A 22,171-nucleotide genomic window follows, 5' to 3' on the forward strand; every position below is an offset into this window, starting at 1 on the left:
CCTGGTACGACGATCAGGGCTGCGACTGTACCAACGGCCCAGGCCGGGACCGTCCGGCGCGAGCCCGCACCGGTCCTGACCGCGCGTCATACCTGTAGTCCCTGAGAGCTACGGAAAAGGTTCACACCCCGGTGGGACGCCGACTACGGAGCCCCGTCCCTAGCTTCTGTACCGAGGCGCCGAGCGCCCGAGCCCCAGCAGCCCGGTACGGAAGGAACACCCCGTCATGCCGTCCCACCCGCGCAGTTCCCGTCTGCGCCGCGGCCTGCTCGCCGCGCTGGTGGCCGCCTCGGTGGCCGTGCCGGTCGCGGGCGCGGCGAGCCCCGCGGCCGTACCGGCACCGGCCCCGAACGTCCATGGCCCGCTGCGCGGCGCCGCACCCGGGGACCTCGCCGAGCGGTACGCCGGGACCCGGGCCGACATCGTCGCGGCCGAGCGGGCCGCGTCCCGCCACGGTGACCGCGGGCGGGCCGCCGCACTGCACGCCATGGCGGACCCGGACCGCCACTTCCTCGCCTTCGACGGCCGGGACGGCGGCCGCGGCGTCGAGGTCTTCGGCGACCTCGCGCGTGCGGAGCGGATCGCCGTGCTGGTCCCCGGCGCGGGCATCGGCGTCGACCACTACTGGCGGCTGCGCAACGGATCGCTCGCCCTGCGCCAGGAACTGGGCGAGCGGTCGGCGGTGGTCGCCTGGCTCGGCTACCGGACGCCGGAGACGGTGAGCCCGGCCTCGGTCACCTCGGGACGGGCCGCCGAGGCCGCACCCGAACTGGTGCGCTTCATCCGTGAGTTGACCCGCCTGCGGCCCGACGCCCGCACCACCCTGCTCTGCCACTCCTACGGCTCCGTCGTCTGCGCGCGGGCCGCGCACGGACTGCGGGTCGCCGGGATCGTCCTGTACGGGAGTCCGGGCACCGGCTACCGGAACGCCGCCGCCCTGCACACCACGGCCACCGTCTGGGCGGGCCGCGCCGGGGGCGACTGGATCGCGGACGTACCGCACATCGAGGTGCGACTGCCCTTCGCGCACATCGGGTTCGGCACGGACCCGGTCTCGCCCGCCTTCGGCGCCGAGACCTTCGCGGCGGGCTCCGGCGGCCACAGCGACTATCTGAAGCCCGGCTCCGTACCACTGAGGAACCTGGCCCGGATCGTGGCCGGTACGGCCGGGTCCGCCGAGACCCCGGGAGAACACCATGCGTGACGTCGTCCGGCGGATCGAATCCGCCACCCCGGCCGACCGTGACCGTGCCGTCGACGCGCTGCGCGCCCTCGCCATCCTCGGCGTCGTCCTCGGCCACTGGCTGGTGACCGCCCTGGTCGCCGACAGCGGCACCCTGCACGGAGCGAGCCCGCTCCACTACCTGCCGGGCCTGACCCCGGTCTCCTGGCTGCTCCAGACCCTCGCGGTCTTCTTCCTGGTCGGCGGAATGGTCGGGGCGAGGAGCCATGCCGCGGCCCGTGCACGGGGCGAGAGCCACGGCCGTTGGCTCGGTGCGCGGATGGGCCGACTGCTGCGCCCGACGGCCGTGGTGCTGGCCGTGTGGGCGGTCGCGGCGGGCGTGATGCTCGCCTCCGGGGTGGACCAGGACACCGTGCGCGCACTGGCCAAGCTGGTGTGGTCCCCGTTCTGGTTCATCGTGGTCTTCGCGGCGCTGACGGCGGCGACCCCGCTGGTGGCGAGGCTGCATCCGCTGTGGCCGTTCGCCGTGGTGCTGGTCGTCGACGTGTACCGGTTCGGCCTGGACGAGCCCGGCGGATTCGCCGTGGTCAACGTGGTGGCCGGCTGGCTGGTCCCGTACTGCCTGGGCGCGACCCGGTACCGGGGCGGACTGCAAGGCCGTCGGACCGGCTGGGCGCTGCTGCTCGGCGGGGCCGCGGCCACCGCCGGACTGGTCCTGTGGGCCGGATACCCCGCGGCCATGGTCGGGGTGCCCGGCGGCGAGATCTCCAACCTCGACCCGCCGACCCTCGCCGTGGTCACCTTCGGCCTCGCCCAGTGCGGGGCGGCCCTGCTGCTGCTCGGTCCGCTGCGCCGACTGCTGCGGCGCCCCGTGCTCTGGGCCGTGGTGGCGACGGTGAACCTCTCGGCGATGACCGTCTTCCTCTGGCACCAGACGGCCATGATCGCGGTCACCGCGATCGGCCTGACGGCGGGTGAGGCCCTGCCGGGCCTGCACACCGTGCCCGACGGGCCCGGCTGGGTACTCGCCCGGCTGGCCTGGCTGCCGGTGTTCGCCGCGGCGCTGCTGATCTGCGGGCTGGCGTTCCGCGCCCATGAACGGCGGCGGCCGCGCAACGGGGGCCGGACCGCCCGCGGGGGCCGCCCCGCCCCGACGGTGGCGGCGCGAGGTGTCTAAGGTGCGAGCTGTGAACCGGGGGGACATGGTGAGGCGTACGGCGCGGGCACTGCGGGACTGGCCCCGCACCCTGCGCGGGGACCTCATGACGTGGCAGGCCGACCCGAACGGCCCGCCGGGCAGACCGCGTTGGCTGGACTGGCGGCCGGTGATCATGGTGCCGCTGGTGATGCTCGCGGTGGGACTGCTCGTCGCCGGAACCAACCAGTACGCCTTCGCCTTCGGGATGGGCGTACAGCTCGGCGTCCTGTTCGCCGGGGCCCAGTCGGTGGCGTTCGTCGTCGCCCTGTACCGCCCGGTCCAGGCCTGGTGGGCGACGCTGCTCGTCATGGTGATGGTCACCCCGTTCGCGGCGAACGCCGCTTCGGGGACGCGGATTCCGTGGAGCGGCGCGTTCCCCTGGAACGGGGTCGGGATCGCGATGCAGGCCGGGGTGCTGTACCTGCTCGCGGTGCGGGTGCGCCCCCGGATCGCCGTCGAGGCCCTGGTGATCACGGTGCTGGCCGGGATCGTCTGCGGAGCGGCGGTTCCCTTGAGGGACCCCCACGACATCCGCCTCGCCATCGCCGTCCTGGCCGTCACGGTGGCGATGGGCGTGGCGCTGCGCGGTGTGGCCGTCGCCCGTACCCAGCTGGTCGTGCAGGAGGAACTCACCGCCGAGGAGCGTTCCCGGCGCACCCTGCTGGAGGAACGCAACCGCATCGCACGCGAGCTGCACGACGTGGTCGCCCACCACATGTCGGTCGTCTCCATCCAGGCGCAGGTCGTCCCGCACCTGGTCGAGAACCCGTCCGACGAGCTGAGGGAGAACGTCGAGGGCATCCGCCAGAACGCCGTCGACGCGCTCACCGAACTGCGCCGGGTGCTCGGCGTACTGCGCTCCGAGGACCCCCTCCCGCACGCCGCGCGGCACGCCCCCCAGCCCACCCTGGAACGGCTGGACGAACTGATCGGCAACGCACGCGGCGCCGGGCTCACGGTCACCGCCGGGACCACCGGCGAACCGCGCCCGCTGTCGCCCGGCGTCGAACTGTCGGCGTTCCGCATCGTCCAGGAGGCGCTGAGCAACGCGATACGCCACGCACCGGGCGCCCGGGTGCGCGTGGAGATCCGCCACCAGGACTCCGGGGTCACGGTCCGGATCACCAACACCGCGCCGGACCGGGCCGCTCCGCCCGCCCCGGGCATCGGCCACGGCCTCCTCGGCATGCGCGAGCGCACCGCGATGCTGGGCGGCGAACTCGCCACCGGGGCGACCCCCGACGGCGGGTACGAGGTCATCGCGACCCTGCCCGCCCTGCCCGCCGTCACCGCCCCGCCCGCCGACCCCGCCGAGGACCCCCGATGAAGGCCATCCGCGTACTGATCGCCGACGACCAGATGATGGTCCGGCAGGGCCTCACGGTGCTGCTGAACGCCGAACCCGACATCGAGGTCGTCGGCCAGGCGGTGGACGGCACCGACGCCATCGACAAGGTCGCCGAACTCGACCCGGACGTCGTCCTGATGGACATCCGCATGCCCCGGCTCGGCGGTATCGAGGCGACACGCGCCGTCACCGGGGCCGGTGGCTCCACCGTCAAGGTCCTCGTCCTGACCACCTTCGATCTCGACGAGTACGTCTACGAGGCGCTGCGCGCGGGCGCGTCCGGGTTCCTCCTGAAGGACGCCTCCGCCGACGAACTCGCCCATGCCGTAAGGGTGGTGGCCGAGGGCGAGGCCCTGCTCGCCCCGAACATCACCAAACGGCTGATCGCCGAGTTCGCCCGGGTGAGCGCCGGTCCGCGCGCCGCGCCCAAGGACCGTGCCGGCGACCTGACGGAGCGTGAGACCGAGGTGCTGGTCCTGATCGCGCAGGGCCTGTCCAACACCGAGATCGCCAGGAACCTCGTGGTGGCCGAACAGACCGTGAAGTCCCACGTCGGCCGGATCCTGTCCAAGCTGGGGCTGCGCGACCGCACCCAGGCCGCCGTCCACGCCTACGAGACGGGCCTGGTGCGCCCCGCCGGCTACTAGGCCCTGTCTTCGAACTGCCGCCTGCCCGGCGGCGCCCGGCGCGTGTGCGTGAGCCGCGCCCGGCTCGCCGGGTCCGCCCCCACGTCCCGGAAACGGTCCCCGGGACACATCGGGCCGGTCCGGACGCAGCGTCCAGGTCCGGCCGCGTCCCCCATCTGACACCACGTCCGCAGCCGCTCCCGCGCCCGGGACCGGCACCGCTTGGACCCGTACGAAACCGGCACCGGCCGGGCCGTCGAGGCCCGCCCGGCGAGCCGCCGTGCCCGCGACCGGGCACCGGGCCGCCCCTTTGCGCGGTCCGGCCGACTCCGACCCGACGAAGGAACCGAGAACCCCATGGGATCCACCCTTGTCATCACCAATGACTTCCCGCCGCGCCAGGGCGGCATCGAGACCTTCGTGCACGCGATGGCCACCCGGGTCCCGGACGACGACGTGGTCGTCTACACCTCGCACGAGCCCGGTGACACCGCCTACGACGCGAACCTTCCGTTCCCCGTCGTACGGGACCCGAGCCGCATGCTGCTGCCGACCGGCCGGGTGACCCGCAGGGCCGTCGAGATCGCCCGGGAGCACGGCTGCGACCGGGTCTGGTTCGGCGCCGCGGCCCCGCTGGCCCTGATGGCACCGGCCCTGCGGCGCGGCGGGGTACGGCGCATCGTGGCGACCACCCACGGCCACGAGATCTGGTGGGCGAGGACGCCCGGCGCACGCGGGCTCATGCGCCGGATCGGCAGCGGCGTCGACGTGGTGACGTATCTGGGGCAGTACACCCGTGCCCGGATCGAGCCCGCGCTCGGCCCGCGTGCGCGGATGAGCCGACTGGTCCCCGGGGTCGACGCCGAGGTGTACCGGCCGCGCGCCGACGCCGGGCCCGACCCGCTCGCCGGACTCGTACCGCGGGGCGCGCGCGTCATCCTGTGCGTGGCCAGGCTGGTTCCCCGCAAGGGGCAGGACACCCTCATCCGGGCCCTGCCGCTGATCCGGAGCGAGGTGCCCGACGCGGTGCTGGTGGTGGTCGGCCGGGGCCCCGACGAGGCGCGGCTGCGCAGGCTGGCGGAGCGCCACGCCGAGGGGGCCGTCCACTTCGCGGGAGGCGTCTCGCACGCCGACACGCCCCCCTACTACGCCGCGGCGGACGTCTTCGCGATGCCGTGCCGCACCCGGCGGGCGGGTCTGGAGGCGGAGGGGCTCGGGATCGTGTTCCTGGAGGCGGCGGCGAGCGGACTGCCGGTGGTCGTCGGTGATTCCGGCGGCGCCCCGGACACCGTCCTCGACGGCAGGACCGGCCGGGTCGTGGACGGCACCGACCCCGTGGCCGTCGCCGGGGCGCTGACCGGGATACTCCTGGACCCCGACCGGGCCGCGATGGGGGCCGCGGGCCGCACCTGGGTCCGGGGGTCCTGGTCCTGGGACGCGTCGGCCCGTCACCTGACGGAGCTTCTGACCCCCGTCGAGCAGGCGCGGGAGTCCCTGCCGGGCGAGGAGTAGCGGACCGTCGCGGAGGAGCTGCGCCCCCGGCCGCCCGCTTCGGCGCGGCGCGGGGGCGGCGCGTCCGCCGTCGGCGCCGGCCCGAAGCGGTGCCGGTCCGTTGGTCTACTCCTGGCGCAGTCGGCTTGGTGATTTCTGTGCCAATGGCTCAGTGATGTCCGCCTCGGTTGAGCCATGGGACCCGATGATGTTGTGATGTATCCGTCGATGGCGCTGCGGATCCCCGCGGCGCCTTTTTCATGCCGGTGGACAGGGCCGGTCGTGCGGAAGCGGGAGCGTGTCGGTGCTGAAGAGGATGTTCGTCGCCCCGGACCCGGGGCGGACGAGACTGCGCAGCGGGATCCGGGCCGTCCTCGGCATCGGACTGGCCGTCGCGGTGTGCGGCCTGGCCGGCCACTCCCTCGTCGCGGCCGTCACCGGTGGCCTCGCCGCGCTGCTGGCGCTGTTCACGGTGCTGGACACCACGGTGCGCGGCCAGGCGGTCACCACGGCGCTGCTGCCCGCCGTGGGCTTCCCCGTGCTCGCCCTCGGCGCCGTGCTGCACGACCACCCGGCGGCCCGGGACGCCGCCTTCCTCGCGGTCGTCGGCGCGGGTGTGTACGCCCGGCGATGGGGACCGCGCGGCCACTCGCTCGGCGTGTTCGCGTTCATGGCCTTCTTCACCACGCAGTTCCTGCACACCGGGCCCGGTCAGCTGCCCGAGCTGTACTCGGCGGTCGCCCTCTCCCTGCTCGTCTCCTCGACCGTCCGCTTCGGGCTGTGGTGCTACGAGCGCCGGCAGCCCGCCGCCGTCGTGCCCGCCCCCGTGACCGGCACGGGGCTCGGCCGGGTCACCACCCGTCAGGCGGTCCAGGCCACCGTGGCCGGGGCCCTCGCGGTGACGGCGGGACTCGTCCTCTCCGAGGAGCGCTGGTACTGGGCCGTGGGTGCCACCTGGTGGGTCTTCGTGAACACCGCCTCACGGGGCGAGACGCTGGTGCGCGGCTTCCGCAGGATCCTGGGGACCCTGGTCGGCGTCCCCGTCGGCCTGGCCGTCGTCGTCCCGCTGCACGGGGCGCCCGTGCCCACCGCGGTCGTGGTCGCGGCCGGCGTCTTCGGGATCTTCTACACCGCCGCCGTCTCCTACACCTGGATGGTGTTCTCGGTGACGGTGATGGCCGGGGCGCTCTACGGGCTCCTCGGGGTGCTGGACCCCGCCCTGCTCGTGCTGCGGCTGACGGAGACCGGCGCGGGCGCGCTCGGCGCGATGCTCGCGGTGCTGCTCGTGCTGCCGGTCACCACGCACGCCACCACCGATGCCTGGATCCAGCGGGCCCTGCGCTGTGTGCACGCCTGCACCGCGGAGGCGGCCGCGCGGCTCTCGGGGTCGACGACCGCCGACCCCGCGCCCCGGATCGCCGAGCTGGAGGCGCTGCTCGGCCGGGTACGGATGTCCCTGGCCCCGCTCGTCCACCCGCTCAGCCCGCTGCGCGCCCGCAAGGCCCGTGCCCGCCAGGTGCTCGACCTGCTGGACGCCTGCGCCCGCGAGGTGCGCGGACTGGCCTCCGTCGCGGCGGACCCGGAAGCGTCCCACGACGCCCGCCTCGCCGCCGCCTGCTGGCGGGTCGAGGCGTCCGTGGAGGCCCTGACGGCCCCCGGCCCGCGGCGCCGGTCGGACGTGGCCGACGTCCCCGCCCACCCGGCCGCGACCGAGCCCGCCCTCGCCCATCTGCACGGCCTGGAGCGGGCGCTGGCGGATCTCGCCGCCCCGCTGCACAGCGATCCGCGTGCCCCGCTGATCACCGCGTGAGGCGCCCGCGCGAACGAGCCCGGCAGTTCTCGGCGGTGGCGTGGGTGTCCTGGAAACCCGAGGCGCCCGCGCGGGCGGGCCCCGCAGCCGAGGCACTGGTCTGGACCTGACGGGTGACTGCTACCGTCGCCCCGGAAGATCACGGCGGCACGGGCCGCCGCGATCAGTCGGCGGAGAGGGGCAGTTCGTGACGGGCAGCGACGACGGCGTGGTACGGGCATTCATCGGGTCGTTCACCTCGGCGGGCGGGCGGGGGATCACCGTCGCCGCAGTGGACCGGCGGACCGGGGCGCTGACCGTCCTCGGTGCCACGGACGCGGTCCCCGACCCCTCGTACCTCGCCCTGGGGCATGGCCAGGGGCCGGGCGGCGGCGCGCTCTACACGGTCAGCGAGACCGAGCACGGAGCGGCGGCCGCCCTGGATATCACGGGCGACGAGCCGCGGCTCATCGGCGGGATCCGGCCGGTGGACGGCGCCGGCCCCACCCACCTCGCGCTCGCGGGCGGTCATCTGCTCACCGCCAACTACGGCACCGGCAGCGTCAGCGTCCTCCCCGTGGGACCGGACGGCTCCCCGGGCCCGGTCGCCTCCGTGCTCCGGCACGAGGGCAGCGGTCCGAACAAGGACCGGCAGCGCTCCCCGCACGCCCACCAGGTGCTCCCCGACCCGTCGGGGAACTGGGTGCTCGGCGTGGACCTCGGGACCGACTCCGTACGGATCTGCGCGCTCGACCCGGCGACCGGGACCCTGAGCCCGCACGGCGAGACGGCCCTGCGGCCCGGCACCGGCCCGCGCCACCTCGCCTTCCACCCCGCGGGCGGCCATGCCTACGTCCTGAACGAGCTGGAGCCCACGGTCACCGTGTGCCGGTGGAACGCCGCCGCGGGCGTCCTGGAGCCGGTGGGGGAGACATCCGTGCTGCCCGCGGAGCCGGCGGCGGACGGCGAGGGCACGGTGACCTACCCCTCGGAGGTCGTCGTCTCGCACGACGGGCGGTTCCTCTGGACCGCCAACCGGGGGGACGACACCATCTCCGTTCTCGCGCTCGACGCGACCGGCGAGCGGGCGACCCTGGTCACGACCGTGGACTGCGGCGGGCACTGGCCGCGCGACCTCGCCCTCGATCCGGCCGGGCACCGGCTGTACGCGGCCAACGAGCGGTCCGGCGACGTCAGCTGGTTCGACATCGACCCGGCGACCGGCATCCCGCGTCGCGCGGGCGCGCTGGAGGTCCCGGCCGCCTCCTGCGTGGTCTTCGCCTGACCCCGCCGCGCACACACGATCGCCGGACGGCCCCGGTTCTCCCGGCCCTCCGGCGATCGTGGACTGCCGGGTGCGCCCGGCGCCGGGTCAGTGCGCCTGGGCACCCTGCGGCGCGACCGGCGAGATCCCGAGCGTCGTCATGTACATCGACAGCACCAGCTTGCCGATCGCCGGGTAGGCGCCGAGCGGCTCGGCGCTCGCGCAGCCCGCCTCCTTCGCCGCGGCGTCCAGCAGCCCCTCGGCCACCTCCGGGCCCACCAGGTACGGGGCCACCGCGAGCTGCACCGAGCCCGAGGCGGTGAGCTGCTCGGCGATCGACGCGACGGAACCCTCGACGTCGAGCGCCGCGGCCATCACCGGTACCGCGAGCCGGGCGGCCAGCAGCATGCCGGTGATCCCGGCCGCCTGCACGGCCTCGTCGCCGCCCACCGTGGCCAGCACGATGCCGTCGGCGGCGGTGGCCACCGTGAAGAGCCTGGCCCGGTCCGCACGGGCCAGACCGGCCTCGGACAGCCGTACGTGCAGCGCCTCGGCGAGGAGCGGATGCGGACCGAGCACATCGGTCAGCTCGACCTGCGTACCGCTGTCCATCACGGCCTGCCGTATCCGCCGGATCAGCGAGCTGTCCGGCCCCGCGAGCAGCGGCACCACGACGGCGGACGGACCCTCGGGCTCGGGAACCTCACGGCCCGCGGCCTGCGCCTGCTCGTAGCGCGCGACGCGCTCGGTGGCGCAGTGGGTGAGCACGGCGGAGAGCGTGGGGTACTCGGCGTCGTCGCCGTCGAGGTAGCCGATCCGGGCGTTGAGGCCGGGCAGCTCGGAACGGGCGATGCTGATCAGCTCCTCGGCCAGACCGCGCGTGGCCGAGGAGGGGGTACCGGGAACAGCGAGAACGAGCGCGGCAGCGCCCTCGGGCGCGACCACGGGCTCCGGGCGGCGGTGCCGTCCGGACTGGCGAGGTCGCGGCATTCGTACAGGCAGGCCGGAAGCGGGCCCAGTGGGGGTGCTCATGGCGCCGCATGCTACTGGTTTTGGGTACGGCTCTGTTCGGGGAGGGCCCAGGCAGGCGTTATCTGTCCACTTTTATCCGATCAGAGGCTTACCGGTTGACTGATCCTGCTCTGTCGCCACCTGGCCGGACTGCCGCTCAGGCCCTTCACCAGGCACGCGAAGCAGCATCGGGTGCCTGGGCAGTCTCAGGCCCCCCGTGGCCAGCGCCCGCGCGATGGTCAGCGCACCGGTCAGCGGATCACCCGAACCGGGGACCATCCGTGCCCGTGGAAGCAGCCGGGCCAGCTCCTCGCGCAGCGGTACGAGCAGTGGATCGCCCATCCGGAACAGGCCGCCGGTCAGCGCCACTTCGCACGGTTCGCCGTCGTCACCCGCCTCGGGACAGACCGCCGCAGCCGCCTCCGCGATGTGCGTCGCGGCCTCGCGCAGGATGCCCGCGGCCACCGGATCGTGCCCGGCGCACGCGGCGACCTCGGGCGCGAACGAGGCCAGTACGGCGGGCCGGTCGGCCCGCGGATAGAGCAGTTGGGGCAGCTCGGGCGCGGGCCCGAACACCGCCTCCAGCCGGGAGAGCAGAGCGGCTGATCCACCGCGCCGCCCGTCGTGGGCGCGCATGGCCGCGTCGAGCCCGGCCCGGCCGATCCAGGCCCCGCCACCGCTGTCGCCCAGCAGGTGTCCCCAGCCGTCGGCCCGGCGCCACTCCGTCAGATCCGTGCCCAGCGCGATCATGCCCGTGCCGCCCGCGACGACCGCCCCCGGGCGCTGGCCCACCGCCCCCGCGTACGCGGTCACCGCGTCGCCGGCGAGGGCGAGCCGCCGCGCTCCGAGGGCGTCCTCCAGAGCGGCGGGGAGCTCCGCGCGCAGTTGTCCGCCGAGCGTCGCCATGCCGGCCGCGCCGATCGCCACGGCCCCGATCGCGGAGCCCGCACCGCCACAGCGCTCCAGCAACAGACGGGCGGCGGGCAGCAGTTGTTCCAGCAGATGGCCCGCGTCGATCCCGGCCGGTCCGGTGCGCACCGGACCCCCGCAGTCCGTCGTCCCCACCGGGGCGGACCCGCCCACGGTGCCCAGCGCCACGCGCAGCCCCGAACCCCCCGAGTCCACGCCGAGCACATACGGCCCCGGCACCGCAGCCCCGTCCGCGCCCGCCCGGACGGCGGTGCTCTCCGGTGATCGCCGCGGTGCGCTCATGGGCCGGCTCCAGGAAGGAAGAGGAATGACGGCGGCAGCCTATCCCCAGTGCCCGGCCCCGGTCCTGGGAGGGCGGACTCGGAGGCGGGCGCCGGCCGTGTACGCCGGTAGAGTGACGTTCTGTGGCACCACGACCGTTGAATGAAGTAGTCGAGCCCGGCTGGGCCGAAGCACTCGCACCCGTCGCCGGACGCATCGCGGCGATGGGCGATTTCCTGCGCGCGGAGGTGGCGGCGGGACGCACCTATCTGCCGTCCGGCGCGAACGTACTGCGCGCTTTCCAGCAGCCGTTCGACGACGTACGCGTCCTGATCGTCGGTCAGGACCCCTATCCGACACCCGGAATGGCGATGGGGCTGAGCTTCTCCGTCGCCCCGGAGGTGCCCCAGGTGCCCGGCAGCCTGGAGAACATCTTCCGGGAGATGCACACCGACCTGGGGCTTCCGCGTCCGTCGAACGGCGATCTGACGCCCTGGACGCGGCAGGGCGTCCTGCTGCTGAACCGGGCCCTCACCACCGCGCCCCGCAAACCCGGCGCGCACCGCGGCAAGGGCTGGGAAGAAGTCACCGAACAGGCCATCCGGGCCCTGGCCGCACGGGGCAAGCCGCTGGTCTCCGTGCTGTGGGGGCGTGACGCCCGCAATCTGCGGCCGTTCCTCGACGGGTTCCCGGCGATCGAGTCCGCGCACCCCTCGCCCATGTCGGCGGACCGCGGCTTCTTCGGCTCCCGTCCCTTCAGCCGCACCAATGAACTCCTGCTGCGCCAGGGGGCACAGGAAGTGGACTGGCGGCTGCCGTAGCGCGGCGGTCCGGGCACGGCGCCGCGCGCCGGGGTCCCGCGGTGGCACCGGCTCCTTCGCGGGGCCGGGGCCCCCGCGGGGTTCACCCGCGACGGGTCACGACGCGTCGCGCACCGTGCCGGTGAACACCGGCCCCTCGTGCGGCTCCCAGACGTCGTCGTAGGTGATCATCCGCAGCCGAATCGATTCCTCCGGCTCCTTCAGCCCGTCGGCGACCGTGGGTACGGTCAACTCGGTGCTCAGCTTTCCGGCGGGCACGCTGACCGGCAGGTACGGCGTCTCCACCACGGCGGACAGCGGCCGGGCCGGTTCCGGCGACTCGCCGAAGCTCTCCCGCAGCCATGCCCCGTCGACGTCCAGGGTGGACAGCTCCGCGCCCTGCTCGACCGGCAGGATCTCGAAACCGACCGAGTCCATGTCGACATCGGCGGCCTCGGAGAGCGAGACCCGCCAGCGCAGGCTCTGTCCCTCGGTGACGTGGTCCGCGACCGGCTTCACCTCGACCGTGGGCATCGGATCGTCGTTCTTCACGGTCAGCCCGCCGCTGTGGGAGCCGACGACCGCGCCGCGCACGGCCTTGACGAACACGTTGTGCATGACGTCGTAGGAGAAGCGGGTGTTGCCGCGCACCTGGACGGGCACGTCGACGGCATGGCTGCCCGGACGCACCGTCACCGTCCGGTAGCTGACCTTGTCGGTGCCCGGCTCGGCGACGAACAGCCGGACCCGGCCGCTGCCGTGCCCGGAGATCCGCACCGGAACACGGTAGTTCCGGACCCCGGAGTCCCCCTCCTCGACCGTCAGCCGGCCGATGTCCACGCGCGGCAGCGAAGCGGCCCGGACCGCGGGCGTACCGGGGCGCCAGCCCCAGGCGTCGACCAGCCACGCCTGCCCCGATCCGCTGCGCGGGGTCAGCTCCAGGGACTTCACCTGCTTGAGGTCCACCTTGCCCCGCGAGGCGGCGGACAGCGGCACGCGGATCTCGCGGCCCCAGTAGGACGCGGTTCGGTCGCTGCCCGGCAGTCCGTCGATCCGGGCGGTGCCCAGCGTCGCCCGTCGGCCCTTGGTGTCGGTGAGCGCGATGTCCAGCCGGGTGCCGGTGGTGTTGGGCGGCACGATCACCCGCAGTGCCAGTGAGTCGGCACCCGCCACGGAGACCGGCCGGGCGGTACGGATCTTCACCGCCGTGCCCGGCTCGGACCAGCGCATGGCGACCGCGTGGCGGCCGGGCTCCCGCGAGGTCTCCCACAGGGCGAAGTGCGGGGAGGTGGCGGTTCCCTCCGGCGGCAGACAGGCGCGGCGCGGATCGGGATCCACCTGGGCGCACACCCGGCCGCCGCTGACGGACATCGAGGTGTCCGGCAGGAAGGCGGGCGTGCGCCTGCCGCCGACGGCGTGGGTCAGCACGCGGACCGGGCCGGCCGACGGCGCACGCCGGTCGGATCCGTCCAGCAGCGGGCGCACCCGGTCGTCACCGGCGACGAACAGCCGGGCCGCGGCGGCGATGTACGTGGCACCGGCGGTCTGCTGCCGTGCGGCGGTGAGCCGGTCCTTCTTGCCCGGCGTGCACACCGGGTCCGGGGTGTCGTTGTCCCAGAAGTCGTCGTCGGCGGGGGCCACCGCCTGTCCCGGGGTCCATTCGCTGTTGAAGAAGTTGTGGTTGGCGCCGACCACGTAGACCGCGCTGTGCAGCGCGGTGCCGCGGCTGATGCCACGGGTGCCGTCCACATAGATCTGGCCCTGGAGATCGGACACGTCGCCGTCGCAGCCCGGCAGGATGGTCATGGACGGCACGTCCGGAACCGGGTTCTGCCCGAAGACGGTGGGGCCGATCAGGACGGTGCCGCGGATGTGCCAGCGCACCGGACCGCGGTAGCCGTCCTGGTCCGCGGGCGCCCGGTAGAGGCTGTCGAGCGCGGCCCGGTTGACGCCTTCGCCGCCCCGGGAGTGGCCGACGAGTAGCACCTGGTCCATGTCGGCGGGCGGGGCCGCGCGTACCGCCGCGGGCGCCCCGGCCCGGTGGGCGGCCCACTCGGCCCAACGGGCGAGGTGCAGCCGCACCAGGGAGGAACGCGCCTGGGCGCCACCGTCCTCGGCGCTGTCGTCCTGCCCGTTGATCCCGTTGGCCGCGATGGACACCGTGACGTATCCCTGGGAGGCCAGGAGCTTCTGGTCGCGCAGATAGCCCCGGTGGCTCGGCACCGGCTTCAAGCCCGCTTCGCAGGGCCAGGACATGCCCTGGTCGCCCTTGGCGTTGTAGCAGGTGTAGTGACGGCCGTGCAGGAACAGCGCGAGGGGCCGGCGGCCCGGTGCGCCGACCGGCGAGACCACCACGCCCCGCATCTCCACCGGCGCGGGGAATCCGGGCAGCCGCACCGACTTCAGGGCGTACTCACCGCTGACGGTCCGGTACTTTCCCGTGGTGCCGGGGTCGACCGCGTTGACGGGCGGGGGAGTTGACGGCGGCGTGGTTCCGGTGGCCCGGCGGGCGTCGGGGGCCCGGTCCTTTCCGGCGGCGTCGAGCCGGCGCCCGCCCGCCAGGACCCTGAGATCCGGCGCCGCACCGACGCGCGCGTCGCCGAGTTTCAGCCGGAACGCCCGCCGGTCCCGGCCGGCGACCGGCCGGCCCAGCAGCCGGTCCCCGGCGTAGAACTCGACCCGGGCATTGCCCATGGGCACCGGCTCGGGAGAGGTCCAGACGAGCTGCTTCGCGGGTCCCGTACCGGCGATCCGCCAGCCCGACGGGAGCCGTCCGTCCGGCTCCGCACGCGGAGCGGAGGGTATGGAAGCGGGCAGGGATATGGAATCGGCGGAACGCTGGGACGCCGGCTGCGGCGACGCGCGCGCCAGCTCCGGCACTCCCACGGTCAGGGTGAGTACCGCCAGCGCGGCGGTCACCGTGCGCGAGACACGGATCAAGGTGGTCCTCCTGGTCATCGGCCTTCTCGTACACCCCAGAGATCCCTGGGGCCCCCGCTTCCGGAGGACGGAGAGTGAAGCCCAGGGGTTGCCTCGCACCGCGTCACATTGCGCGGAACTGATGGCCGGAGGAGAAGAGTTGGACCGATGGCCGACCGGAACGGGCCGGACGCCGACGCGCCGCCGGCGGTGGTCAGCCGCCGATCACCGCCGCCCGTACGCACAGCACGTCCGGCAGGTGCGCGGCGAGCTGCCGCCAGCTGTCCCCGTCGTCCGCGCTCGCGTACACCTCGCCGTTGCGATTGCCGAAGTAGACCCCCGCGGGGTCGGCGTCGTCCGTGCACAGCGCGTCGCGCAGCACCGTGCCGTAGTGCGTCTCCTCGGGCAGGCCCTCGGTCAGCGGCTCCCAGGTGCCGCCCGCGTCACCGCTGCGGAAGACCCGGCAGCGGTGCCCGGCGGGCACCCGGTCGGCATCGGCGTTGATCGGGAAGAGGTACACGGTGTCCGCGCGGTGCGGATGCGCCGCCGCGGCGAAGCCGAAGTCCGACGGCAGGCCACGCCCGATGTCGGTCCAGTTGTCCCCGGAGTCGTCGCTGCGGAAGACTCCCCAGTGGTTCTGGAGATAGAGCCGGTCGGGATCGACCGCGTCCCGCGCCACCTTGTGGACGCACTGACCGAACTCCGGGGACGGGTCGGGGAGGAAGACCGCCGACACGCCCTTGTTCGACGGAGCCCAGCTCGCGCCCCCGTCCTTGGTGCGGAACACCCCGGCCGTGGAGACCGCGACGGTCACGGCACGGGCGTCCCTCGGGTCCGTCAGGACGGTGTGCAGGCCCTCGCCGCCCCCGCCCGGCACCCATCGCGCACGCGTCGGATGCTCCCACAGCGGGCGGATCAGCTCGAACGACTCCCCGCCGTCCTCGGAACGGAACAGCGCGGCGGGCTCGGTCCCCGCGTAGACGACACCGGGCGCCTCGGGGCCGGCCGGATGCAGCTGCCAAACCCGCTCCAGCGACGCCCCGGTGAACCGGGGAACTTCACGGCCGGTTGCCCCGGCTCGACCCAGGTGGTGCCCAGGTCGTCCGAGCGGAACACCGACGGGCCCCAGTGCGCGCTGTCGCCGCCGACCAGGAGCCGGGGGACCGGACCACGGGTGTCCACGGCGACCGAATAGATCGCCTGGGCACGGAAATGCGGGCCCCCGAACTCCCACGCACCCCCTCGTCGGCGGCCGATGAAGAGCCCCTTGCGGGTACCCACGGTGAGCAGTACGTCGGACATGGCCGAACCTCCCGAGACGCCGTTGTGCCGGATGACGGACAGTGTGCACCCGGCCACTGACAGTGGCCCGCAGGGTGGTCGCCGACACCAGGCCCTGTCGCCGCCGCGGCCGGTGCGGGTACGGTGCGGTGGGCGTGGAAAGCGCTTGCCGACATCCGTGTCCCCACCGCTGCGGAGCGCGGGGACGAGAGAGCGAGGAGCAGCTGTGCCGACCTTCGAAGGGCTGCCCGGTGCCGTCGCCGTGTCCCATCTGCGGGTGTACGACTGGCCCGCCGCGGACGGACTGCGCGGCGGAACGCCCCATCTCCACCTCACCTGTTCCGAGGGGTACGTGGTGGTCGGCGGCACGGGTTCGGTGCAGACGCTCACCGCGTCGGGATTCCGGCAGACGCCGCTGGCGCCGGGGGCGCTGGTGTGGTTCACGCCGGGCACGATCCACCGGCTCGTCAACGAGGACGGGCTGCGCATCGTCGTCCTCATGGAGAACAGCGGGCTGCCGGAGGCGGGCGACGCCGTGCTCACCCTCCCGCCGGAGCACCTGGCGGACCCCGGCGCCTACCGGGCGGCGGCCGTGCTGCCCGCGGGCGGCCCGGAGGCGGATCAGGAGCGGGCCGCCCGAGCCCGCCGCGATCTCGCCGTCGAGGGTTTCCTCGCCCTGCGCCGGGCCACCGAAGCGGGCGACCCGGAGCCGCTCGCCGCGTTCCACCGGGCCGCCGCCGCACTCGTGCGCCCGAAGGCCGAGGAGTGGCGCGGGCGCTGGCGGCGGGGGGCCGCCGCCGCTTCCGAGGTGACCGGCGCGCAGCTCGACGCCGTGGCGCGAGGTGACGCGGGCTATCTAGCCGATGCCTGTGTGCACGCCGAACAGCCCTCCGCGCACGGGAAGTTCGGTATGTGTGGCCGTCTGGACGTCTACCGGGGCCGACCGGCGGTGTCGGCGTGACCGGCGGGGTCGGCGTCGAACGCGACGGAGCGGGTCAGGACCCGGGTCGTACCGCCGTCGTCCTCCGTCCTGTCCCGGACGTGCCGGAAGCCGATCCGGCCCAGCAGCGCCAGCGACGCGGCGTTCTCGGCGGCCACGGTGGCATGGACCTCGGCGAGCCCGAGCGTGCCGAACCCGTACGCGGTCAGCGCCCGCGCGATCTCGGTGCCGAACCCCCGGCCCCACGCGGCGGTGGCCAGCGCGTAGACGATCTCGTGGCCGTCCGGGTCCGAGGACGGCTTGATCTCCGCGTGGCCGACGAACCGGCCCTCGTGGCGGACCGCCCAGACGTCGAAGAGGTCCTGTGCGTACACCTTGCTGAAGATCCGCCCGAACAGGGCGCGGTCCTCGGCCTCGGTCGCGGGTCCTTCCCCCATCCAGCGGGACACCCGGGTGTCCTGGAACAGTGCGACGAAGTCCTCCTCGTCGGAGTGCGTGTAGGGCTCCAGGCGCAGTCGCGCGGTGTGCAGGGCGAGGGTCGTCATGGCCGACGACGCTACGCACGGCTCCGGGCGGCCCGCAACGCAATACCGGCGGCCCGGCGGCGCTCGGTTGCGCCGGTGTTCACGGGACCCGCCCGACCGGCCGCTGGGTCCGCTTCCCGGTAGGTGGGCCCTCTTCCGGGCAGGTGAACCCGCCTCCAGGCCGGTGAACCCGCGGGAAGGCGGGCCGCCGGGCTTCCGGATTCGGTCGACTGGCGCCCATGACCTCCTCGACGTTCGGGACCACCGTCGCCGACGCGTTCACCTACCCCGACCGGGTCGCCTCGACCGACGCGGGTCGGTCCTGCAAACTGCGGATGCTCGACGAACTCGCCATCCGTGCCGGTGAGGCGGTGCTCGACCTCGGCTGCGGTCCCGGCACCGACCTCGCCGCACTGGCCGACGCCGTCACCGGGACGGGCGCGGTGATCGGCGTCGACCACGACCGGGCGGCGGCCAAGGTGGGGTTCGCCGTGTCCACGGTCGTCCCGGTCACCTCGGTCTTCCGGGACGACCGGGCCGCCGACCGGATTCTCGGCCTGGAGCGCACCGCGCGCCGTGCGGTCGGCGCCGGGTACTTCACCGAGGAGGAGGCGCGGCGCCGGCTGGACCATCTCGCCGACGGTCCCTTCTTCGCGGCCGTGACGCTGTTCATCGTCGTGGCCGAGGCGCAGGGGCGCCCCGCACGGTGTGCCCCGGAGGCGGGGCGGGTCCGGGGGAGCGCCGCCCGGCCCGGGGCACCGGTCCGTGCCGGGCGGCGGTTTCGGCCGACGTACGGTACCGGCCGGGGGTGCCGGTCGACGTACCGTACCGGTCGGCGGATCGGCCGGACGAGGTGAGGAGTGGAGCGATGGCGAGCGGGATCGAGGACGCCGAGGGGCGCGGAGCGGCCCTGGAGGTGGACACCGTCGGCGCACGGGTCGGGATCAGGGCCGTCGCGCCGATGGGCGAGCTGACGCTGTTCTGTACCCCGGCCCGTGCCCGGGAGCTGGCGGCGGCGCTCACCCTGGCGGCGGACGAGGCGGACAGCGCCGGTCCGGTGCGGCCCGTCACCGTCAAGGTGCGCGAGCTGCGGCGCGGGGACGTCCGGGAGGGCGACCGGGCCATGACGGTGGACGGCATCAGGGTCGACGGGGCGACCGCCCATGTCACCTGGAGATCGAGTGCGGGACGCGGCTGGACCCAGGCTTATGACGCGGACGCCGACATCACGCTCCGGCGGCGGGACGGGAGCCGCTGACCCCCGGCCGCCCCCCCCCGGCCTTGTACGAGAGACATCGTAATTTGACGGACGTCGTAGTACGGGATGTATCGTACTAGCGAATCTTCCGTACCCGTCGAAACGGAGTCCGACGTGAGTGCCCTCTTCGAGCCCTACACCCTGCGGTCGCTCGTCATTCCCAATCGGGTGTGGATGGCGCCCATGTGCCAGTACAGCGCCGCACCGGAGGGGCCGGACGCCGGCGTCGCGACCGACTGGCACTTCGCCCACCTCGCGGCGCGTGCGACCGGGGGGACCGGGCTCATCCTCACCGAGGCGACCGCGGTCAGCCCCGAGGGCCGGATCAGCCCCGCCGACCTCGGCATCTGGAACGACACCCAGGTCGCCGCGTTCCGGAGGATCACGGAGTTCATCAAGGGCCAGGGCTCCGTTCCTGGCATCCAGCTCGCCCATGCGGGGCGCAAGGGATCCACGGCGGCGCCGTGGCTGGGCGGCCGTCCGGTGGGGCCGGAGGCGCACGGCTGGACGCCCGTCGCCCCGAGCCCGCTGCCGTTCGACGAGGGCCACCCCGTGCCGCACGAGCTGACCACGGAGGAGATCCGGGACGTGGTCGACCGGTTCCGCGAGGCCGCGCGCCGCGCGCTCGACGCGGGGTTCGAGGTCGCCGAGGTGCACGGCGCCCACGGCTACCTCATCGGGCAGTTCCTCTCCCCGCACAGCAACCGGCGCACCGACGAGTACGGCGGCAGCTTCGAGAACCGCGTCCGCCTCGCCCTGGAGATCGTCGACGCGGTGCGCGAGGTCTGGCCGCAGGAGCTGCCCGTCTTCTTCCGGATCTCCGCGACGGACTGGCTCACCGAGAACGAGGAGGACGAGCGCGAGGGCTGGACCGCCGACGAGACCGTCCGGCTGGCCCCGCTGCTCCAGGCGCACGGCGTCGACCTGCTGGACGTGTCCAGCGGCGGGAACGCCCCGCACGCCCGCATCGGCACCGGGCCGGGCTACCAGGTTCCCTTCGCCGAGCGGGTCCGGACCGAGACCTCGCTCCCCGTGGCGGCGGTCGGCCTGATCACCGAGGCGCAGCAGGCCGAGAAGATCCTCACGGAGGGGCGGGCCGACGCCGTCCTCCTCGGGCGCGAGCTGCTGCGCAGCCCGTCGTGGGCCCAGGACGCGGCGCGTGAACTGGGCGGCGACGTCCACAAGCCGGAGCAGTACCTCCGCGCGGTCTGACCACCCGGCCCGTCCGGTCCCGCACGGCCCCGCCCGGGGCGGGGAGGGCGAGGGTGCCGGGTGACCGCGCGCGGAACCCCGTCCGCCTCACCCGCCCGCGCGGGTGAGGCGGGCCCGGCGTGCACGTCTTGACCAGTCGCGGCGCTGATTACCTGCCCGCGCGGGTGAGGCGGGCCCGGCGTGCACGTCTTGACCAGTCGCGGCGCTGGTTGCCCGCCCGCGCGGGTGAGGCGGGCGCGGCACGCACATCGTGACCGGTCACGGCGCTGATCACTCGTCCGCGCGGGCGAGACGGACCCGGACGAAGGGGCCCGTCGCGAGAACGAGAGCGGTGAAGGCGGCGAGCCGCCACAGCCCCGGCCGGTCCGACGCGGTGACGTGCTGGATGCCGTACGCCGCGTACCAGTTGGCCGCCAGATCGGTCACCATGACCGCGCACATGAGGTCCACGCCGACCGGCCTCCCGCCGAGCAGGAGCAGGGCCGCCGACGTGTCGAGGACCGTCAGCGAGGACCAGTACAGGTTCAGCCAGTCAGGGGCCCAGTCGTGGGCGAGCGGACCGTCGCGGAGCAGGTCGGCCAGGTGCGAGACGGTGCCGACGGCGACCAGGACCACCACGTACAGCGCCACGAGCGCGACCACCCACCGGGGCGCACGTCCCATCCATCGCCTCATGCGCCCGATCGTCCCAGACCCCGGAGCCCCGTCATCGGCGGCCCGCAGGGCAGGGACCCCGCCATCGAGGCCCGGCCGCCGCCGACGGCGCGATTCCTCTCCCGGATGCCCAACTCCCTTCTGTGGCATGAGTCGTTGGCGGACGCCCCGTGGTGCGATTCCTCGTCCGGGCGACGTCGGCAGGTTTCTGCGGCCTTGTCCCGTAAGGGAGTTCGGCGGTGCCCGAGACGGGGTCCGGCCTCGCGCAGAAACAGTCCGACGACGTCTTGCCGCTCGGCTCGCGCCGCCTATATAACGTTGTAAATCGAGCCGCCATGCCCTCAACCGCACGCCGGCGAGCGTGCTGTCCTCCCGTCAAGGAGCGTCCCGCGCATGTTGATCCAGCGTCGATCCCGTACCCTCGCCGCGGCCTGTCTCCTCGCCGCCACCGCATCGCTGGCCGTCTCCGGCTGCGCCAAGTCGGAGACCCAGGACACCGCGGGCGGCGACAGCAGCCAGGCCGCCCGCGCGGCCGAGTCCCCGGGGAGCAGCTCCGGTCCGGGATGCTCGCTGCGGACGTACGGTGCGCCGAAGCTGGACCTGAAGGACGCGGTCGTCGGCTTCTCGCAGTCGGAGAAGGAAGCCAACCCGTTCCGTATCGCCGAGACCAGGTCCATCAAGGACGAGGCCGCGAAGGTCGGCGTGAAGAAGCTGCTCACCACCAATGCGCAGTCTCAGCTTTCCAAGCAGATCAGCGACATCCAGGACATGCTGTCCCAGGGCGCCCAGTTCCTGATCGTCGCCCCGCTGAACTCCGAGGGGCTGGAACCCGCCTTCAAGGCGGCCGCGGCCAAGAAGGTCCCGGTCCTCACCATCGACCGCAAGGTCGACTCCACCGTCTGCAAGGACTACGTGGCCTTCCTCGGCTCCGACTTCGTGGAGCAGGGCAGGCGCGCGGCCGACGCGATGATCGAGGCGACCGGCGGCAAGGGCAAGGTCGCCATCCTCCTCGGCGCCTCCGGCAACAACGTCACCACCGACCGCACCAAGGGCTTCGTCGACCGGATCACGGCCGAGGCGCCCGGCCTGCGGATCGTCGCCCGGCAGACCGGGGAGTTCGCCCGCGACAAGGGCCAGCAGGTCATGGAGCAACTCATCCAGTCCAAGCCCGACATCACCGCCGTCTACGCGGAGAACGACGAGATGGGGCTCGGTGCCGTCACCGCCCTCAAGGCGGCGGGGAAGAAGCCCGGCAAGGACGTGAAGATCGTCTCCGTGGACGGCACCCGCAACGCCGTGCAGGCCCTGGCCGACGGCGAGTACAACGCCGTCATCGAGTCCAACCCGCGCTTCGGCCCGCTCGCCTTCGCGACCGCCCGGAAGTTCTACGGCGGCGAGGAGATCCCGGAGAACGTCATCATCTCCGACCGGGCGTACGACGCGTCCAACGCCAAGGCCTCGCTCGGCGGGGCGTACTGACCG

General features: G+C 74.0%; 18 protein-coding genes and 1 pseudogene. 13 read left to right on the forward strand and 6 right to left on the reverse strand.

Going from position 1 to position 22,171, the window contains the following annotated elements:
- The first annotated feature begins 226 nt into the window (after positions 1 to 226).
- The 7 genes from ACFVFH_RS31745 (at position 227) to ACFVFH_RS31775 (ending at position 8,920) form a co-directional block, all read left to right on the forward strand.
- A complete protein-coding gene (locus ACFVFH_RS31745) occupies positions 227 to 1,204 on the forward strand; it encodes an alpha/beta hydrolase (RefSeq protein ID WP_383775100.1) in 978 nt (325 codons plus the stop codon).
- Positions 1,197 to 2,360 (forward strand): acyltransferase, encoded by a 1,164-nt coding sequence (locus ACFVFH_RS31750; RefSeq protein WP_383775103.1) that lies wholly within the window; start codon positions 1,197 to 1,199, stop codon positions 2,358 to 2,360. The genes ACFVFH_RS31745 and ACFVFH_RS31750 overlap by 8 nt, the downstream gene beginning before the upstream one ends.
- Positions 2,361 to 2,385: 25 nt before the next feature.
- Positions 2,386 to 3,708, forward strand: coding sequence for a sensor histidine kinase (locus ACFVFH_RS31755; protein ID WP_383775214.1), 1,323 nt, complete (start codon positions 2,386 to 2,388; stop codon positions 3,706 to 3,708).
- Positions 3,705 to 4,376: a response regulator gene (locus tag ACFVFH_RS31760; protein ID WP_383775105.1), complete on the forward strand. Its 672-nt coding sequence runs from the start codon at positions 3,705 to 3,707 to the stop codon at positions 4,374 to 4,376. Before ACFVFH_RS31755 ends, ACFVFH_RS31760 begins: the two co-directional genes overlap by 4 nt.
- 336 nt (positions 4,377 to 4,712) lie before the next feature.
- Positions 4,713 to 5,867 (forward strand): glycosyltransferase family 4 protein, encoded by a 1,155-nt coding sequence (locus tag ACFVFH_RS31765; RefSeq protein WP_383775108.1) that lies wholly within the window; start codon positions 4,713 to 4,715, stop codon positions 5,865 to 5,867.
- Between the two features lie 283 nt (positions 5,868 to 6,150).
- Positions 6,151 to 7,656 carry an FUSC family protein gene (locus ACFVFH_RS31770; protein ID WP_383775111.1) on the forward strand — a complete coding sequence of 502 codons (1,506 nt, stop codon included), beginning with the start codon at positions 6,151 to 6,153 and terminating at the stop codon, positions 7,654 to 7,656.
- Between the two features lie 187 nt (positions 7,657 to 7,843).
- Complete coding sequence (locus ACFVFH_RS31775) at positions 7,844 to 8,920, forward strand: lactonase family protein (RefSeq protein ID WP_383775113.1); 1,077 nt, start codon at positions 7,844 to 7,846, stop codon at positions 8,918 to 8,920.
- Between the two features lie 87 nt (positions 8,921 to 9,007).
- On the opposite strand, the gene ACFVFH_RS31780 is transcribed toward ACFVFH_RS31775, so the two are convergent.
- Positions 9,008 to 9,931, reverse strand: a complete 924-nt coding sequence (locus ACFVFH_RS31780) for a sirohydrochlorin chelatase (protein ID WP_383775115.1) — start codon at positions 9,929 to 9,931, stop codon at positions 9,008 to 9,010.
- 72 nt (positions 9,932 to 10,003) lie between these two features.
- Positions 10,004 to 11,122: an N-acetylglucosamine kinase gene (locus tag ACFVFH_RS31785; protein ID WP_383775118.1), complete on the reverse strand. Its 1,119-nt coding sequence runs from the start codon at positions 11,120 to 11,122 to the stop codon at positions 10,004 to 10,006.
- Positions 11,123 to 11,244: 122 nt separating this feature from the next.
- On the opposite strand from ACFVFH_RS31785, the gene ACFVFH_RS31790 reads away from it, so the two are divergent.
- Positions 11,245 to 11,922 carry a uracil-DNA glycosylase gene (locus tag ACFVFH_RS31790; RefSeq protein WP_093550819.1) on the forward strand — a complete coding sequence of 226 codons (678 nt, stop codon included), beginning with the start codon at positions 11,245 to 11,247 and terminating at the stop codon, positions 11,920 to 11,922.
- A gap of 96 nt (positions 11,923 to 12,018) precedes the next feature.
- On the opposite strand, the gene ACFVFH_RS31795 is transcribed toward ACFVFH_RS31790, so the two are convergent.
- Both ACFVFH_RS31795 and ACFVFH_RS31800 read right to left on the reverse strand, forming a co-directional pair.
- Positions 12,019 to 14,859, reverse strand: coding sequence for a hypothetical protein (locus tag ACFVFH_RS31795; RefSeq protein ID WP_383775121.1), 2,841 nt, complete (start codon positions 14,857 to 14,859; stop codon positions 12,019 to 12,021).
- A gap of 175 nt (positions 14,860 to 15,034) precedes the next feature.
- A pseudogene (locus tag ACFVFH_RS31800) lies at positions 15,035 to 16,122 on the reverse strand (WD40/YVTN/BNR-like repeat-containing protein).
- 205 nt (positions 16,123 to 16,327) lie between these two features.
- Here ACFVFH_RS31800 and ACFVFH_RS31805 point away from each other — a divergent pair.
- Positions 16,328 to 17,062: a cupin domain-containing protein gene (locus tag ACFVFH_RS31805; protein ID WP_383775123.1), complete on the forward strand. Its 735-nt coding sequence runs from the start codon at positions 16,328 to 16,330 to the stop codon at positions 17,060 to 17,062.
- On the opposite strand, the gene ACFVFH_RS31810 is transcribed toward ACFVFH_RS31805, so the two are convergent.
- Positions 17,032 to 17,586 carry a GNAT family N-acetyltransferase gene (locus tag ACFVFH_RS31810; protein ID WP_383775125.1) on the reverse strand — a complete coding sequence of 185 codons (555 nt, stop codon included), beginning with the start codon at positions 17,584 to 17,586 and terminating at the stop codon, positions 17,032 to 17,034. The genes ACFVFH_RS31805 and ACFVFH_RS31810 overlap by 31 nt on opposite strands.
- 218 nt (positions 17,587 to 17,804) lie before the next feature.
- Between ACFVFH_RS31810 and ACFVFH_RS31815 the strand changes: the two genes are divergently transcribed.
- The 3 genes from ACFVFH_RS31815 (at position 17,805) to ACFVFH_RS31825 (ending at position 20,035) form a co-directional block, all read left to right on the forward strand.
- A complete protein-coding gene (locus ACFVFH_RS31815; protein ID WP_383775127.1) occupies positions 17,805 to 18,422 on the forward strand; it encodes a hypothetical protein in 618 nt (205 codons plus the stop codon).
- Positions 18,423 to 18,433: 11 nt separating this feature from the next.
- On the forward strand, positions 18,434 to 18,823 hold the full coding sequence (locus ACFVFH_RS31820) for a hypothetical protein (protein WP_383775129.1): 390 nt from the start codon (positions 18,434 to 18,436) through the stop codon (positions 18,821 to 18,823).
- A 114-nt stretch (positions 18,824 to 18,937) separates the two neighbouring features.
- The gene (locus tag ACFVFH_RS31825; RefSeq protein WP_383775132.1) at positions 18,938 to 20,035 is read left to right on the forward strand and encodes an NADH:flavin oxidoreductase/NADH oxidase; all 1,098 of its coding nucleotides are present in this window, start codon (positions 18,938 to 18,940) and stop codon (positions 20,033 to 20,035) included.
- 270 nt (positions 20,036 to 20,305) lie between these two features.
- On the opposite strand, the gene ACFVFH_RS31830 is transcribed toward ACFVFH_RS31825, so the two are convergent.
- On the reverse strand, positions 20,306 to 20,710 hold the full coding sequence (locus tag ACFVFH_RS31830; protein WP_383775134.1) for a hypothetical protein: 405 nt from the start codon (positions 20,708 to 20,710) through the stop codon (positions 20,306 to 20,308).
- 372 nt (positions 20,711 to 21,082) lie between these two features.
- Between ACFVFH_RS31830 and ACFVFH_RS31835 the strand changes: the two genes are divergently transcribed.
- A complete protein-coding gene (locus tag ACFVFH_RS31835; RefSeq protein WP_383775137.1) occupies positions 21,083 to 22,168 on the forward strand; it encodes an ABC transporter substrate-binding protein in 1,086 nt (361 codons plus the stop codon).
- Positions 22,169 to 22,171 lie beyond the last annotated feature (3 nt).

Origin of the sequence: Streptomyces sp. NPDC057697, from assembly GCF_042799335.1 — a bacterium.
Lineage (GTDB): Bacteria > Actinomycetota > Actinomycetes > Streptomycetales > Streptomycetaceae > Streptomyces.

Bases quoted from the DNA above. Each gene is read 5' to 3' on its own strand.
- ACFVFH_RS31760 (WP_383775105.1), top strand. From the start codon at position 3,705: ATGAAGGCCATCCGCGTACTGATCGCCGACGACCAGATGATGGTCCGG.
- ACFVFH_RS31795 (WP_383775121.1), bottom strand. From the start codon at position 14,859: ATGACCAGGAGGACCACCTTGATCCGTGTCTCGCGCACGGTGACCGCC.
- ACFVFH_RS31745 (WP_383775100.1), top strand. From the start codon at position 227: ATGCCGTCCCACCCGCGCAGTTCCCGTCTGCGCCGCGGCCTGCTCGCC.
- ACFVFH_RS31815 (WP_383775127.1), top strand. From the start codon at position 17,805: ATGACCTCCTCGACGTTCGGGACCACCGTCGCCGACGCGTTCACCTAC.
- ACFVFH_RS31810 (WP_383775125.1), bottom strand. From the start codon at position 17,586: ATGACGACCCTCGCCCTGCACACCGCGCGACTGCGCCTGGAGCCCTAC.
- ACFVFH_RS31765 (WP_383775108.1), top strand. From the start codon at position 4,713: ATGGGATCCACCCTTGTCATCACCAATGACTTCCCGCCGCGCCAGGGC.
- ACFVFH_RS31755 (WP_383775214.1), top strand. From the start codon at position 2,386: ATGGTGAGGCGTACGGCGCGGGCACTGCGGGACTGGCCCCGCACCCTG.
- ACFVFH_RS31785 (WP_383775118.1), bottom strand. From the start codon at position 11,122: ATGAGCGCACCGCGGCGATCACCGGAGAGCACCGCCGTCCGGGCGGGC.
- ACFVFH_RS31750 (WP_383775103.1), top strand. From the start codon at position 1,197: ATGCGTGACGTCGTCCGGCGGATCGAATCCGCCACCCCGGCCGACCGT.
- ACFVFH_RS31820 (WP_383775129.1), top strand. From the start codon at position 18,434: ATGGCGAGCGGGATCGAGGACGCCGAGGGGCGCGGAGCGGCCCTGGAG.
- ACFVFH_RS31835 (WP_383775137.1), top strand. From the start codon at position 21,083: ATGTTGATCCAGCGTCGATCCCGTACCCTCGCCGCGGCCTGTCTCCTC.
- ACFVFH_RS31780 (WP_383775115.1), bottom strand. From the start codon at position 9,931: ATGAGCACCCCCACTGGGCCCGCTTCCGGCCTGCCTGTACGAATGCCG.
- ACFVFH_RS31830 (WP_383775134.1), bottom strand. From the start codon at position 20,710: ATGAGGCGATGGATGGGACGTGCGCCCCGGTGGGTGGTCGCGCTCGTG.